Source organism: Qipengyuania rhodophyticola (assembly GCF_042493225.1).
GTDB lineage: Bacteria > Pseudomonadota > Alphaproteobacteria > Sphingomonadales > Sphingomonadaceae > Erythrobacter.
Window position 1 is genome coordinate 2390476 of record NZ_CP170454.1, and the last position, 14172, is coordinate 2404647.

General features: G+C 57.2%; 13 protein-coding genes. 4 read left to right on the top strand and 9 right to left on the bottom strand.

The annotated features are described in order from the left end of the window. Window positions 1–23: 23 nt before the first annotated feature. Genes ACFCXQ_RS11440 through ACFCXQ_RS11455 form a run of 4 tightly spaced genes read right to left on the bottom strand, consistent with a single transcriptional unit; the run spans window position 24 to window position 5339 of the window. The gene (locus ACFCXQ_RS11440) at window positions 24–1421 is read right to left on the bottom strand and encodes a cryptochrome/photolyase family protein (RefSeq protein WP_379550685.1); all 1398 of its coding nucleotides are present in this window, start codon (window positions 1419–1421) and stop codon (window positions 24–26) included. Between the two features lie 35 nt (window positions 1422–1456). Next, on the bottom strand, window positions 1457–2380 hold the full coding sequence (locus ACFCXQ_RS11445) for a metal-dependent hydrolase (protein ID WP_379550687.1): 924 nt from the start codon (window positions 2378–2380) through the stop codon (window positions 1457–1459). A 56-nt stretch (window positions 2381–2436) separates the two neighbouring features. Beyond that, window positions 2437–3474 (bottom strand): 2-oxoacid:ferredoxin oxidoreductase subunit beta, encoded by a 1038-nt coding sequence (locus ACFCXQ_RS11450; RefSeq protein WP_379550689.1) that lies wholly within the window; start codon window positions 3472–3474, stop codon window positions 2437–2439. After that, the gene (locus ACFCXQ_RS11455) at window positions 3471–5339 is read right to left on the bottom strand and encodes a 2-oxoacid:acceptor oxidoreductase subunit alpha (protein ID WP_379550691.1); all 1869 of its coding nucleotides are present in this window, start codon (window positions 5337–5339) and stop codon (window positions 3471–3473) included. Before ACFCXQ_RS11455 ends, ACFCXQ_RS11450 begins: the two co-directional genes overlap by 4 nt. 177 nt (window positions 5340–5516) lie before the next feature. Here ACFCXQ_RS11455 and ACFCXQ_RS11460 point away from each other — a divergent pair, with 177 nt between their 5' ends. Beyond that, on the top strand, window positions 5517–6467 hold the full coding sequence (locus tag ACFCXQ_RS11460) for an alpha/beta hydrolase (RefSeq protein ID WP_379550693.1): 951 nt from the start codon (window positions 5517–5519) through the stop codon (window positions 6465–6467). Continuing rightward, window positions 6464–6934 (top strand): RNA pyrophosphohydrolase, encoded by a 471-nt coding sequence (locus ACFCXQ_RS11465; RefSeq protein WP_379550695.1) that lies wholly within the window; start codon window positions 6464–6466, stop codon window positions 6932–6934. The genes ACFCXQ_RS11460 and ACFCXQ_RS11465 overlap by 4 nt, the downstream gene beginning before the upstream one ends. 23 nt (window positions 6935–6957) lie before the next feature. Here the strand turns inward: ACFCXQ_RS11465 and ACFCXQ_RS11470 are convergent, their stop codons facing one another. From ACFCXQ_RS11470 to ACFCXQ_RS11485, 4 genes are all read right to left on the bottom strand, one after another. After that, entirely contained in the window at window positions 6958–7464 is a 507-nt protein-coding gene (locus tag ACFCXQ_RS11470; RefSeq protein WP_379550697.1) for a tetratricopeptide repeat protein, read from the bottom strand. Between the two features lie 62 nt (window positions 7465–7526). Then, a complete protein-coding gene (locus ACFCXQ_RS11475) occupies window positions 7527–8705 on the bottom strand; it encodes an RsmB/NOP family class I SAM-dependent RNA methyltransferase (RefSeq protein ID WP_379550699.1) in 1179 nt (392 codons plus the stop codon). 18 nt (window positions 8706–8723) lie between these two features. After that, complete coding sequence (gene guaB, locus ACFCXQ_RS11480; protein ID WP_379550701.1) at window positions 8724–10178, bottom strand: IMP dehydrogenase; 1455 nt, start codon at window positions 10176–10178, stop codon at window positions 8724–8726. A gap of 108 nt (window positions 10179–10286) precedes the next feature. After that, on the bottom strand, window positions 10287–11042 hold the full coding sequence (locus tag ACFCXQ_RS11485; RefSeq protein WP_379550703.1) for a 3-hydroxybutyrate dehydrogenase: 756 nt from the start codon (window positions 11040–11042) through the stop codon (window positions 10287–10289). An 88-nt stretch (window positions 11043–11130) separates the two neighbouring features. Here ACFCXQ_RS11485 and ypfJ point away from each other — a divergent pair, with 88 nt between their 5' ends. Next, entirely contained in the window at window positions 11131–12003 is an 873-nt protein-coding gene (gene ypfJ, locus ACFCXQ_RS11490) for a KPN_02809 family neutral zinc metallopeptidase (protein WP_379550705.1), read from the top strand. Then, window positions 11981–12490, top strand: a complete 510-nt coding sequence (locus ACFCXQ_RS11495) for a hypothetical protein (protein ID WP_379550707.1) — start codon at window positions 11981–11983, stop codon at window positions 12488–12490. The genes ypfJ and ACFCXQ_RS11495 overlap by 23 nt, the downstream gene beginning before the upstream one ends. Before the next feature lie 102 nt (window positions 12491–12592). Here ACFCXQ_RS11495 and creD read toward each other — a convergent pair whose 3' ends face one another. After that, window positions 12593–14014, bottom strand: a complete 1422-nt coding sequence (creD, locus tag ACFCXQ_RS11500) for a cell envelope integrity protein CreD (RefSeq protein ID WP_379550709.1) — start codon at window positions 14012–14014, stop codon at window positions 12593–12595. Between the last annotated feature and the right edge of the window lie 158 nt (window positions 14015–14172).

The following is a 14172-nucleotide window of genomic DNA, read 5'->3' on the forward strand; positions in this document are numbered from 1 at the left end:
GCTGGACTAAGCAAGCGCCCGGCTTACTCCTTGGCCCGTTTGTACGCGGCAAGCGCCCGTTCACGGGCATCGCGGTGGCCGATGATTTTCGCCGGATAGTCCTTGGGGAGCATGCCATATTCTTCCGGATCATGGATATGCGGCGCGTCAAGATGCGCCAATTCGGGCACATATTCGCGTATGTAGCCCGCAGCGTCGAATTTCTCACTTTGTGTGAGCGGGGCCATAATCCGCACGAACATGTTGGAATCGACGCCTGATCCCGCGACCCACTGCCAGTTGGCGCCATTGCTGGCGAGATCGGCGTCGACCAGCGTATCCCAAAACCAACGCTCTCCTTCTCGCCAGTCAATCAGCAAGTGTTTGATCAGGAAGCTCGCGGCGATCATCCGCACACGGTTGTGCATCCACCCTGTCCGCCAGAGTTGGCGCATGCCTGCGTCGACGATTGGGTAGCCAGTTTGCCCGGTTTGCCACGCTTTCAGGTCGCGTGCAGGGGCGTCGTCGGTTTGTGGATCGCGCCATTCGAGCTTATCGAACTCTTCACGGTAAGACTGAGTGGCGTATGTCGGGAATTGGCAAATCGCATTCTGCGCGTAATCACGCCAGATCAGCTCTTTTTCGTAAGTTGCCCAACCTGCGCCTGTGGCAACGCCCTTCTTTTGAAATGTATGCCAGATTTGAACTGGACTGATCTCGCCGAAATGAAGATGCGGCGACATTTGTGATGTCTTATCAACCGATGGCAGATTTCGAGCGTCGTCATACTCGGCCACATGATCCGCCCACCAATTAAGACGCCCTTGCGCGGCCGCCTCGCCCACTTGCCAAAACGCGCGCATGCCCCCTGCCCAGTCGGGACGCGTGGGAAGTAGGTCCCAATCGTCCAGAGTGTCTGAGGCTGGCCAGTTGTTTGGCGAAGAGAGCTCCTCCGGTACCGGCAGCGCATCGCGCGGCGGCAGCATCGCCAGTGTCGCTTTCGAGAACGGCGTGTAAATCTTGTATTGAGTGCCCGAACCGGTCGTCACCACGCCGGGAGGAAGCAGAAAATTGCCATCATACAGTTTCAGGTCGAGCTGTTTATCGAGCTCTCCCTGCGATTTGCGCCACCACGGTTCATAATGCCGGTTGGCGTGAACGGTGTCTGCGCCGGTTTCTTGTGCTAGCTTCACCAATTGCTCCACCGCATCTCCGCGGCGCAGGATCAGCTGCGAGCCTTGCGCCTCTAAACTTCGCGCAAGGCTCTCCAGCGAATGATGCAACCACCACCGCGACGCGCCGCCATAGGCGTGCGATTTGGGCCGCTCATCGTCGAGCACATAGACCGCGATCACCGGGCCGAGCTTCGCCGCCTCATATAGTGCCGGATTGTCCGCAATGCGCAGATCGCGTCGCAGCCAGACTATTTGTGGATTGGTCATGAAATCCCCTTCAGCCCCTTAACGAAACGAGAGCCTTAGGGTTCCGTCCGCACATCCGGACAAGTGCTAGTCGGCAATTGAACGGTGAACCTTCCGCCGGTCTCCGAGGACGGAAAGCGTGCATCACCAAGCCACAGAGTGCCATCTTCTCGAGGTTCTACATAAGGAGTGCGTGACCAGGACAGAAAGGCCTCGATCTCGTCACTCGCCTCGCGAGCGCTCGCTAGATCACATCGGTCCAACGGCACGCCGGGCAAAGTAGGTCCGTTAATCGCGTAAAGGCCATTACCGCCCGCTATCACATCGCGCTTCCAAAATTGCACAGGTGGCGGACTCGCTATGACAGTGTCCGTGCCGGTGGGCGCCTCGCCGTGATTATGCGCCGCATGGCTCGATATCCCTGCATTCATACCGATATAAGCGAGGCCAAGGGCCAGCGCCATAGTGGCGGGCCGCTGCCAATCACCGCCTCGTTTCTCTCGCCTTAATGAAAGCCAGGTCGCAAAACCGAACAGGAGCCACAGCCAAATATCGATAATGAAAAGCGTGTCGCCATAGAACCACTGAGAAGAGAACGGCTCAAGCAGCCTGATCCCATAGACATTCAACCAATCGAGTGCAGGGTGTGAAAGGCATCCGACAAAGCTCAAAATATAGAGCCATTTAAAACTCACTGGACGGCGACTTTCCGGGCGTTTTCCCCGGCTGGCTTGCCACCGATCCCATCCCCACAACAGCGCCGCGAGAACGAGTGGCAAGAACACGATGGCGGGCGGGCCATGCGTAATCCCGCGCCGGAAGCCTAAATGCTCCTCACCCTCCAACCAGAAGAAGCAGGCCGCATCGACATCGGGCAAATTCGCGCCGATTATCAACGCAGGCATAGCGAGGCCCGTCTTTTTCTTCAGCCCGGTTTGCCCGAGCAAAGCGCCAACTAAAGAATGGGTGAGGTTATCCAAGTGTTCTCGTTCGCCCTACCATTTCGCTGTTTGAGGACCTGCGCCACCGACCAAACTTAGTCCGTAGGATGGCCCTCATTTGCATCAACTGTCCAAGTTTGGCCCTTAGCGAGCAGTTTTGCCAGATTATCGTCCTTGCCTTCACTCGCCCGCGCGCGTTCTTCGACAACCGCCGTTTCAAATGTAGGCATCGGGTCGTCATACAGCACACCGAGCGCCATCGGGAACGGGCCGAATGGCATTTCGACAAGCATGTGGGCGATTGTCCGGCTTGTCACGTCATGTACAAGCACACCCGCTGCCTCATGGTCGCCATCAACCACGTCGACGACCTCTAAAGCGAGGGTGTCGCGATTGAGCGTAAGGCCTTTTGCGGCACCCGCGAACAGCATGGGCTGACCATCTTCGAGCCAGAGCTGACGATCTTCGGCACCTTTTGGCGCTGCAAAATCTTCAAACACGTCTTTGTTATAGACAATGCAGTTCTGGAAAATCTCGATAAATGCCGCGCCCTGATGAGCATGCGCCGCAACAAGAACCTCGGGCAGCTTCTTCGATACGTCAAAGCCTCGTGCAACAAAACGCGCGCCCGCACCCAGAGCGAAAGCCGCCGGCTTTGCCGGATGATCGTAAGAGCCAATCGGGGTTGAGGGGCTCTTAGTACCTTCGCGGCTTGTCGGTGAGTACTGGCCCTTAGTCAGACCATAAATCTCATTATTAAACAGCATGATCTGCATATTCACATTGCGCCGAAGCACATGCATCAAATGGTTGCCGCCGATCGAGAGGCCATCGCCGTCGCCCGTCACTAGCCAGATATCAAGATCTGGATTGGCAAGCTTCACACCCGTGGCGATTGCCGGTGCGCGGCCGTGGATCGTGTGAAAACCATAGCTCTCCATGTAATATGGAAAGCGGCTTGAGCAGCCGATGCCTGAAATAAAGCAGGTGTTTGCGGGATCAGCGCCCAGCTGCGGCAAAGTGCGCTGAACCGCTTTGAGGATCGCGTAGTCGCCGCAGCCTGGGCACCAGCGAACCTCTTGGTCCGTGACCCAGTCCTTCAATGTGGTTTCGATCTTTACAGGTGCGTTCATGACAGCGCTCCTTCAATCGCGGCCTCAAGTTCGGCAATAGTGAACGGCTGCCCGCTCGTTTTGGTCAGAGGCTGCGCGTCGACAAGATATTGATCGCGCAAGATTGTCTTGAACTGACCAGTGTTCATTTCTGGCACTAACACCTTGTCAAAACTCTTTAGCAAATCGCCAAGATTGCCTGGCAACGGCCAAATGTTGCGCACATGAACGTGACTTACATTGTGCCCTTTATTGCGGACGTTATCGACTGCTCGGCGGATCGGGCCATAAGTGCTGCCCCAACCCACAACTGCTAGCTTACCGGATGTCTCGCCCAGCGAAACCTCCTGGTCGGGCACCTTTACGCCCAGAACCTTGTTCACGCGGGCATCGGTCATCGCCTGATGGTTTTCCGGCGAATAGTCGATGTGGCCGGTATCCTGCGCCTTCTCGATCCCGCCAATACGGTGCATAAGTTCAGGCGTACCCGGCTTCACCCAAGGGCGCGCTCCCTTGCCGTCGCGCTTGTAGGGTAGCAGCTCATCGTCGCCGTTCTTTTCTTCGAGAAAGCTTACCGGAAACGGCTCATAAGAGTCGGGATCGGGCACCTTCCATGGCTCAGCCGCATTGGCGATATAGCCATCTGTAAGCAGCATCACCGGCGTCATATAAGTCACCGCGATCCGGCACGCCTCGATCGCGCATTCAAACGCATCGCCGGGGCTGCTTGCGGAAACGACCGGCATCGGCGCATCCCCGTTACGGCCAAACACGGCTTGGTACAGATCGCTTTGCTCGGTCTTGGTGGGAAGGCCAGTGGACGGTCCGCCGCGCTGAGAGTTGACAATCACCAATGGCAGTTCAGTCATAATAGCAAGGCCCATCGCCTCGCCCTTGAGCGCGATACCCGGCCCAGAAGAGCTGGTGACGCCTAATTGGCCCGCATAGCTCGCGCCAATAGCAGCGCAAATCGCAGCAATCTCGTCTTCCGCTTGGAAAGTCGTGACGCCGAACTCTTTAAGCCGCGCCAGATGGTGCAAAATCGCGCTGGCGGGTGTAATCGGATAACCACCAAAGAACATCGGCAGGCTCGCCAATTGCGCACCGGCAACCAGCCCAAGCGAGACGGCCTCAGCGCCGGTGATTGTACGATATAGGCCCGGATCGCTGGGCACGGGCGGCACGCTGAGCTGCTTGAGCGGACCAGCCAGCTCAGCAGTCTCGCCGTAAGCGTGGCCAGCATTCAGCGCCGCGATATTGGCATCTGCGATCTCTGGTTTGCTCTTGAACTTACTTTTGAGCCAATCGCGGATCGGCTCTCGGTCCCGGTCAAACATCCACAGCGCAAGGCCCAGCGTCCACATATTCTTGGAGCGCAGCGCGTCTTTCTTGCCGAGGCCAAACTCCTTGACCGCTTCAATCGTCAGTTCGCTGATGTCGAATGCCAGAAGGTCATATTTCGCCAGTGAGCCATCCTCCAGCGGATTGACCTCATATTTAGCCTTGTCGAGGTTCCGTTTGGAGAACTCGCCGGTGTCGGCGATGATCAACCCGCCGGGCTTCAGTGAGGCGAGGTTCACTTTTAGGGCCGCTGGGTTCATCGCGACCAGCACATCGGGCGCGTCGCCCGCAGTGTTAATCTCGCGGCTGCCAAAGTTAATCTGAAACGCTGACACGCCAAACAGCGTGCCTTGAGGCGCCCGGATTTCCGCTGGGAAGTCTGGGAATGTTGCAAGGTCATTGCCAGCAAGCGCAGTCGACAATGTAAATTGCCCACCGGTCAGCTGCATTCCATCGCCGCTATCGCCAGCAAAACGCACTACGACGGCTTCGGTATTTCCTTCGGCTGCCGATGGTTCGGTAGCCTCGGTGGCTGTTGTCGCCATCGGTGTGTAATTCCTTATCGTGCACCGCAATTGCGGCACTAATTCAATGTTAGCTACGGAACTAGGTGTCCGCCGCAAAGCCCGCAATCAAGTTTTTCTCTGCCACCTGTTAATTCGCGAGTGGAAAAGCGTGCTGGTGACGCTAAGCACGGTTTGAGACATAGTTGGAGAGAGACAATGAGCGCAAACGAGCCGTTTGTCAGAGCAGATATGCAGGCCTTCCTCGATATGTTGGCTGCGATGGACGGGCCACCGCTTGCAGATGTGACCTTGGAAGAAGCGCGAGGTGCCTATCTCGCGCTCCACGCCATGGCTGACGCGCCTGCACGAGAGCTAGCCATCATAAAGGACCTGACATGCCCTGGCCCGGCAGGTGATATCCCCCTGCGCCTCTATGATGCTCGAGACACCCGCGAGGCCGGGCCGATCATAACCTTCTATCACGGGGGCGGCTTCGTGATTGGCGATCTCAACACGCACCATAACCTCTGCACCGAAATTGCAGCGCAGATGGATTTGCCAGTGGTTGCGGTCGACTACCGCCTCGCACCGGAAGCGCCATTCCCCGCCGCCATTGAAGATTGCGAGGCGGCAACGCGTTGGATCGCATCGGGTCCAGCTGAACTAGGCCGAGAGGTTAGCAGTCTTGTCCTCATAGGAGATAGCGCCGGCGGCAATGCTTCAATTGTCGTGTCGCAGGCACTGGCTGCGAAGCCAGCGGCAGTCCCCGTTGCCCTGCAAGTCCCGATCTTCCCGCTCGCGAGCGACGCGATCGGTTCAGCCAGCATGGAAGAGTTTTCAGATGGATTTGTCCTGACCAAGGCGTCCATCGAGTTTTTCGAATTGCACTACCAGCCTGACAAGAGCGATCCTCGAGCGATCCCTACGCTAGCCATCCATCAAAACACCCCGCCCACATTGGTCGTCACAGCGAGCCTCGACCCAATTCGCGATTCCGGGCGCGACTACGCGGCGGCGATTGCGGCTGCAGGCGTTGATCACACATTTATCGAGGTAAAGGGCGTGACGCATAGCTTCACCAATCTGCGCAAAGCTGTGCCTGGTGCACAGTGCGATCTGGAGCGCATATTCGCGCAGATGAAATTCATGCTGGAGAGCGCATCGTGACTGCAGACCTCCCTTATCGCCCTTGTGTCGGCGTCATGCTCATCAACCAGGCTGGTCAAGTGTTTGTCGGCAAGCGTATCGACAATAAGGATAGCGGCGCATGGCAGATGCCCCAGGGCGGGATTGATCCAGGCGAAGAACCTGCCGATGCGGCGTTGCGCGAGCTGGCCGAGGAAACTGGGGTCAGGGCAGAACTATGCACATTGGTCGCATGCATGGACGAAACCGTGCGATATGATTTGCCCGAGGAATTGGTCGGCAAATTATGGGGCGGCAAATACCGCGGGCAGGAGCAAACCTGGTTTCTTGCGCGCTTTGACGGTGAAGATGTCGACATTGACTTAGAGGCGCACGATCCGCCCGAATTTTGCGAATGGCAATGGTTGAGCCCGCAAGAGGTGCCTGCACTGATCGTCCCCTTCAAACGGGAAGTCTACGAGCAAGTTGTCGCGGCTTTTGTCGACTGACTTTGTTAGGCGGGAGCGGCGGCTCAGTTCGACTGAACGACTTCTGTTTCAGGAATAACTGCCTCAGCCGTGAGGACTTCCTCTGGCGGGCCAGCATCAATTGCTGCCGCCAAAATTCGCGTTTCAACACAGGTTTCACCGCATAATGACTCAAGCTTGGACAAGTTAAGGCGTGCCTTCTCGAGCGCGCCTTTTTCGAGCAACGCCTCGCCCTCGCCTGAAATCGCTGCAAAATTTCCAGGATCACGCGTCAACATCTCGCGGTAATAGCGGAGTGCTTTTCCCTGCAGTCCATCTGCACGGGCTGCTCGGGCAAGACTCAAAAACAGCGGTGTATAAGCGGGATCAACGACCAAAGCCGCCTCAAAAGCGTCGATCGCGCCCTGTGTGTCGCCTGCCGTCAGTGCCGCCTCACCTTCTGCAATCAAAATCGCGGCGCGGGGTGCGGGGTCCCTTTCGCTTGCAAAGCCTGTGCTGGTCGTAACTGCAAAAGCCAGCGAAAGAGCAGCGGCGGCAGGAGCGAAACGCATAATTTTCTCCGTAAGGGAGTGATTAGAAGAGGACTGTGTCCCAGACATATTTTAGAGGGGTATCACGGCTTTTCCGCACAAGCGATATAAAATCCATCTGTTCCGTCATGGTGCGGCGTGAGACGAACACCTCCCGTCCTCTCGCGACCAGCAGGAAGAACTAGCCGCATGGGCTTTAACGTGTGATGCCGTCCGCATGCCGCGCGCATTTGATCCGTGCCCTCTTCATCAAGCAATGAACACGTCACATAGATCAACCGTCCGCCCGGTCTCAGTAACTGTACAGCTAGATCAACGATATAGGCCTGTAAGTCGATAGTCTTTGCAAGCTCGGCTTCAGTGAGACGCCAGCGCGCTTCTGGATTGCGGCGCCATGTGCCCGTGCCTGAGCAAGGTGCGTCAACCAGAACAGCATCAGCCTGTCCGACAATATCCTCGATCGCTTCCATCTCACGTCCGGGATTGAGCAAGCGTGCCTCGATATTGGAAGCCCCTGCTCTTTCGGCCCGCGCAGGAAGGCGTGACAACCTGCCGCGATTGGTATCGCAAGCAATGAGTTTGCCGATGTTATCCATCGCCGCGGCCAGCGCGAGGGTCTTGCCCCCTGCCCCTGCGCACAGATCAACCACAGTTTCGCCCGGTTTCGCGCCTACGGCTAAGCAAGCTAATTGCGAGCCAGTATCTTGCACCTCAATCTTACCCTCGCGAAACTCAGGCGATTGTTCAATCTGCGTGCCTGTGAGCAGACGCAGGCCTTGCGGCGCAGCGGTTGGTTCGGATTCGACCTCTAAGGTGAGAATTGCGCGATCCGCCTTCAGCGTGTTGACCCGCACATCAAGCGGCGCCCGGTCCAGTAAAGCGGCCGCATCATCACCAAGGATCTCAGATTTTGTGAGCTTTTCGACGAGCCAAGGGGGCGCAACACCGCCTTCCGCCGCCGCCTCGTTAGGATTAAGCACGCGCGGCCCATATTGTGAGCCATCGAACAGCGCCGCGATGCTCTCGTCCATCTGGGCCAAGCGCAACATGGCTGCGCGGCCATTCTTGGGAACGGGTCCGCAGGCCCGGATCGCCGCATAAACAAGCTCACGAATAGCGCGGCGATCTTTGCTGCCGGCAAAGCGGTTTTCCTTAAACCACTGAGCAAGAATACGGTCAGCAGGAGCGCCTTGGCTGCCCGCAGCGACAATTATCTGATCAAGCAATTCAATAGCGGTCTGAACGCGTGCAGCCGGTCTCATGATCTGAGCGCCAATAGATCAGCGCGTCGGATAGTTTGGTGCCTCGCGGGTGATCGACACATCATGCACATGGCTTTCTGTAAGGCCCGCATTGGTGATCCGCACGAACTCAGCGCGGGTGCGCAAATCATCGATCGTTGCGCTGCCCGTATAACCCATGGCCGCCTTAATCCCGCCGACCAATTGATGTACCACCCCGCTCGCACCGCCCTTGTAAGGCACTTGGCCCTCAATGCCTTCAGGTACGAGCTTTTGCTCGGAAATGTCCTGCTGGAAATAGCGATCCGCACTGCCCCGCGCCATTGCGCCAACGCTGCCCATGCCGCGATAACTCTTGTAGCTGCGGCCCTGGTAAATGAAGGTTTCGCCCGGAGCTTCTTCTGTTCCTGCGAGCATTGAGCCGATCATCACCGAGGAAGCACCCGCTGCGAGAGCTTTGGCCGCATCGCCGCTCGTGCGCAGGCCGCCGTCACCGATCACTGGAACGCCCTCACAAGCAGCCGCCTCTGCGCATTCCATGATCGCTGTAAGCTGCGGGACACCAACGCCCGCGACCACGCGCGTTGTGCAGATAGAGCCCGGCCCGATGCCGACTTTTACCCCGTCTGCGCCTGCGCCAATCAAAGACTTAGTCGCTTCACCCGTCGCGACATTGCCTGCGATCACTTGGACGGCATTCGATAGTTTCTTCACACGCTCAACCGAGGCCGCAACCTCTTTATTATGCCCATGCGCGGTGTCGATCACCACTACGTCAACCTCGGCGTCGATTAGCGCCTCTGTCCGCTCAAAGCCCTTGTCGCCCACCGTCGTAGCAGCCGCCACGCGCAGCCGTCCACTCGGATCTTTGGTGGCGCTGGGGTGAGCAACCGCTTTCTCAATATCTTTAACCGTGATCAGGCCGACACACTTCCCGTCATCATCGACCACCAGCAGCTTCTCAATGCGGCGTTGATGGAGCATCCGGCGCGCAGCCTCTTGCCCCGTGCCCAAAGGCACAGTCGCAAGATTCTCTGTGGTCATGAGCTCTCGGATAGGTTGCGCTGGGTTCTCCGCAAAACGCACATCGCGGTTAGTGAGAATGCCAAACAATTTCCCGCTGGGGTCGGTCACTGGAATACCGCTGATCTTGTTCTGATCCATGATCATCTGGGCATCGCCCAGCGTCGCATCTGGGCCAATCGTGATCGGATTGACCACCATCCCGCTCTCATACCTCTTGACCGCGCGAACGGCGGCGCTTTGCTGCTCCACAGTCAGATTGCGGTGAAGCACACCAATACCGCCGAGTTGGGCCATGGCGATGGCCATATCCGCCTCAGTCACGGTGTCCATCGCGCTAGAAACCACCGGGATATTGAGCGCGATATCACGCGTCAGCCGCGTCGCCGTGTTCGCCATTGAAGGAAGAATATCGCTCTCGGCCGGACGCAGCAGAACGTCGTCAAATGTCAGGCCTAAAGGGATGTCCATATGCGTCACTTTCTGTCTTTGCGCGTGAAGAATCGTGACGGGTGCCTCTAACGCGGGTTTGCCGCGAACGCTAGTGGGGTAAAGAGCGAAAACGGGTGGAAAGCGCCCCTACTCCGCCGTCCAGCCTCCATCAATGCTCCAATTCGCACCGGTCACATTCCCAGCCTCCTCGCGGCAGAGGAACACAGCGAGCGCGCCGACCTCTTCAGGTTGGACGAATTTCTTGGTCGGCTGCTTGGCGAGCAGCACGTCATTGATGACCTCCTCACGGCTTAGCCCGCGCGCTTTCATCGTATCAGGAATCTGTCCTTCAATCAGCGGCGTCCACACATAACCCGGGCTGATGCAGTTCGCGGTGACCCCCGTCTGCGCCAGCTCCAGCGCGATCGTCTTGGTGAAGCCCGCAATCCCATGTTTGCTGGCGTTGTATGCGCTTTTGAATGGCGATGCAGTGAGCGAATGCGCGCTCGCAGTGTTAATGATCCGTCCCCAGCCCTTCTCCTTCATCGCAGGTACGGCAAGCCTCGTGGTGTGGAAGGCGGCGGTCAGATTAAGCGCGATAATCAGGTTCCATTTGTCGATCGGAAAGTCTTCAACCGGACTGACATGCTGCGTGCCGGCATTGTTGACGAGGATGTCGACGCCGCCAGCCTCCGCCATCATTTCCTCGACTTGAGCGACATCGGTTAGATCAGCGCCAGAATAGCTCGCGCCAAGCTCCGCACAGAGTTTTGCAATCTCGCCTGCGTCGCCAAATCCGTTGAGGACAACCTCCGCGCCTTCCGCACGCAAAGAGCGCGCAACCGCCAACCCTATGCCCGAAGTTGAACCGGTAATCAGTGCCTTTTTGCCGTCCAGAAACACGTAAACCTCCGCAAGAATTCGATATATCCCCTTCGCTTTCGCGTGCTTTGTGCTTACTGTCCAGCGCATAGCATAGCGGGGGAGAGAAATGCGCTTAAATCCATTTAACACCGACAATATTCAAGTTGGAACAACCGGTGGAGGGCGCCGTATGCCCGGTGGGCGCGGCGGCGGCATTGGCTGCGGCACTATTGTGATCGCAGCAATTGCGTATTTCGTATTTGGCGCTGATCCTTTCCAAACCGCTGCAACGATTGGCGGGATGCAGGATGGCAGCGCGCCGCAACAGCAGACCGCTGGCTCGAATGAGAATGAGCAAGCGATTTGCGACTCCAACGCATATGCGGCTGAGACGTGCAGCGCGCTCGATTCACTGAACCAAACTTGGGCTCAGGTGTTCGCTGAGCAAGGCGTTCAGTTCCAGCAACCCACGCTCAAGTTTGCGACGAGCCAGCGTTTCAATACCGCATGTGGTCCGGGCTCGGTTAATATGGGACCATTCTACTGTCCGGGTGACCAGACGATTTACATCGATGTAGGCTTTTACGATCAGCTCGCGCAAATGGCGGGAGATCGAGGAGACTTCGCGCGGCTTTATGTCGTTGCACACGAATACGGTCATCACATCCAGACGATAACCGGGATTGCGCAACAAATCCGCAGTGCCCAACAGCAGAATCCCCGCGCGTCCAATCAACTGCAAGTCCTGATGGAGCTGCAAGCAGACTGCTATGCCGGAGTGTGGGCGGGCAAGAACCGCAATCTGATCGAGGCAGGCGATGTTGAGGAAGGCATGCGAGCGGCGAGTTCCATCGGCGATGACACGTTGCAGCGCCGTGCTGGCCAGCGCGTCAATCCAGAGGGGTTCACTCATGGAACCAGTGAACAACGAATGCAGGCGCTGCGCCTGGGTATCCAAGGCAATGATAGGCAATGCGATGAAATTACAGCTCTGCGCTAAATCACTCTTTGCTGGGTTGCTTGTTGGCTTGGCAACACCTTCGATTGCGCAGGTGTCTGATCAACGCGTGACCGATCGTGATCCCGATGCTGTCGACGTAGCCAGAACACCCCTGAAAGATCTCAATCTCGCCAAAGACGAAATTCCGCCGGTTTTGATTGACGCAGCAAGTGCACCTTACTCAACGCAGGGCCTTGGCCGTTGCCGAGCGCTGATTGACGAGGTGAGGCGTTTGGATGCCGTGCTCGGTCCGGACCTCGATGTCGCCACTGATGAAGAGAAAAACATCACAGCGGGCAAAGTCGCACAATCTGTTGTTGGCGGGTTGATCCCATTTCGCGGACTTTTGCGTGAAGCCACTGGCGCGGCGGACCGCAAGCGCCGGTTTGAGCAAGCAATCCTGGCGGGCGCAGTTCGTCGCGGGTTCCTAAAGGGTATTGGTCAGCAACGCGGCTGTGCCTTTCCCGGGCGCCCAGCTCGCCGCTAACTCATTCGTTTGAACAATCTGACAGATGACCGCCTAGAATAACGAAAACGGGTCCGAAGCACCGCTCCGGACCCGTCATTTTGTAAGCCTTAGCCTTTCAGGTCAACTTGCGGTGACCTGCGGTGTCTGCTCTCCCTCACCTTTCGGCTTGTCCTCACGAACGGCAACACTTGACCAGTCGATGCTGCGGGTTGCGTACATCACCGCCGCTAGTGCTACGAAGAGCAGCAGCGAGCCAATGATCAGCGAATACGCTTCAAGGCTGAGCAGGATGTAAAGCAGCGCATAGAGCCCAACGAGCAATGCGCCGATGACACCTGACCGTTTCCAGCTTGAAAGCACTGCTGCACTATAAGCAGTAAGCAAGCCAATCACGGCCGCGCTGGCTACAACATATGCCAAGGCAAATCCGATGACCTCGGAGAATGCGAGCAGCAACACGAAGAATAGCACCAGCCCTACACCCGTGAGTAAATACTCCGCCGCCGCAACCCGGGCGCCAGCAATCAGATCAAACATCAAGAAGGCCAAGAATGTGAAGCCAATGAACAAGAAGCCATATTTCACGCTGCGGTCTACCTGATTGTAAACATCCACCGGTTCGATCAGCCTGATGGAAGCGGCCCGACTTTGCCCACTATTGGTGTCGGCAGAGGAATAGAACCTGGCATCTTCCGCTTCGCGAATGGTCGGCGGACCGGGATCCTCAAGCCGCACCAATGCCTCGTTCAAAGCAAGATTGGTGACCGACCAGCTGGCAGTAAAGCCTTCTTCCGCAACCTCTTTCGTGTCCGGGATGAAGTCGCCGCCAAAGCTCGGGTGCGGCCACGGAGACGTTACGATAATCGTCGACTCCCCACCCCGCGGCACAATGGCGATGGAGCGGCTACCGCGTACAGAATAAGACCACGTCAGCTCCAGAGGCTCGCTCTCTGACCAATCAAAAAAGCCATGGAAACCTGAGTTGCCGCTTGCGTTGGGACCGCGGCCTGGCTTGAGTTCGACAGGCGTACCATTGGCCGTGACCTCCGCACCGCTTTGAAGTCCGCGCGCATCAGATGCACCAAACCGCAGCTCGGCCTCATCAAAAAGCAGGTCCTCGCGGTCAACGCCAAGCCGTTCAAAATCGGCGGGCAAGGCAAATCGCGAAGTGCCATCAAGCGAGGCGAGATATGTCACTGTTTGGTAAATCGAATAGCTGCGCGTTTCCGGCTCCAGACCAGCGTTAATAGTCTGCTGCTCAGCCGAGAGATAAAGCTCGCGTCGCTCAGTAACCGTCCTAGTAACAGTGCGATCACCTTGCTGCTCACTTATTTGCCGCTCTTGATCGTAGGGAACCACCAGAACTGGACCGGTGACGACCTGTGCGCCGCCCCACCCTTGCGTGATATTGTCCTGCGCTACACGCGATTGATGCTGCCGGTCGCTGACCAGCAGATAGACAATAGAAAGCGGGATAATCAGAGCAAGTCCGATTGCCGCAGCCATAAATAATTTGAAACCTGGGGAACGTTCTTTCCGCATCGGTCAACCTCCTATCGATACGATAAACCGTTCTTTGTGAGCGATGAACTGAACGCTTTGTGAACTTAACTTCCGCTACTCAATTCGGGCGAAAAGCGCAAAAAAGTGGGCGGCTGATCCTTGCCGATCAACCGCCCGTCGTTGGGGATTCTGTCAAG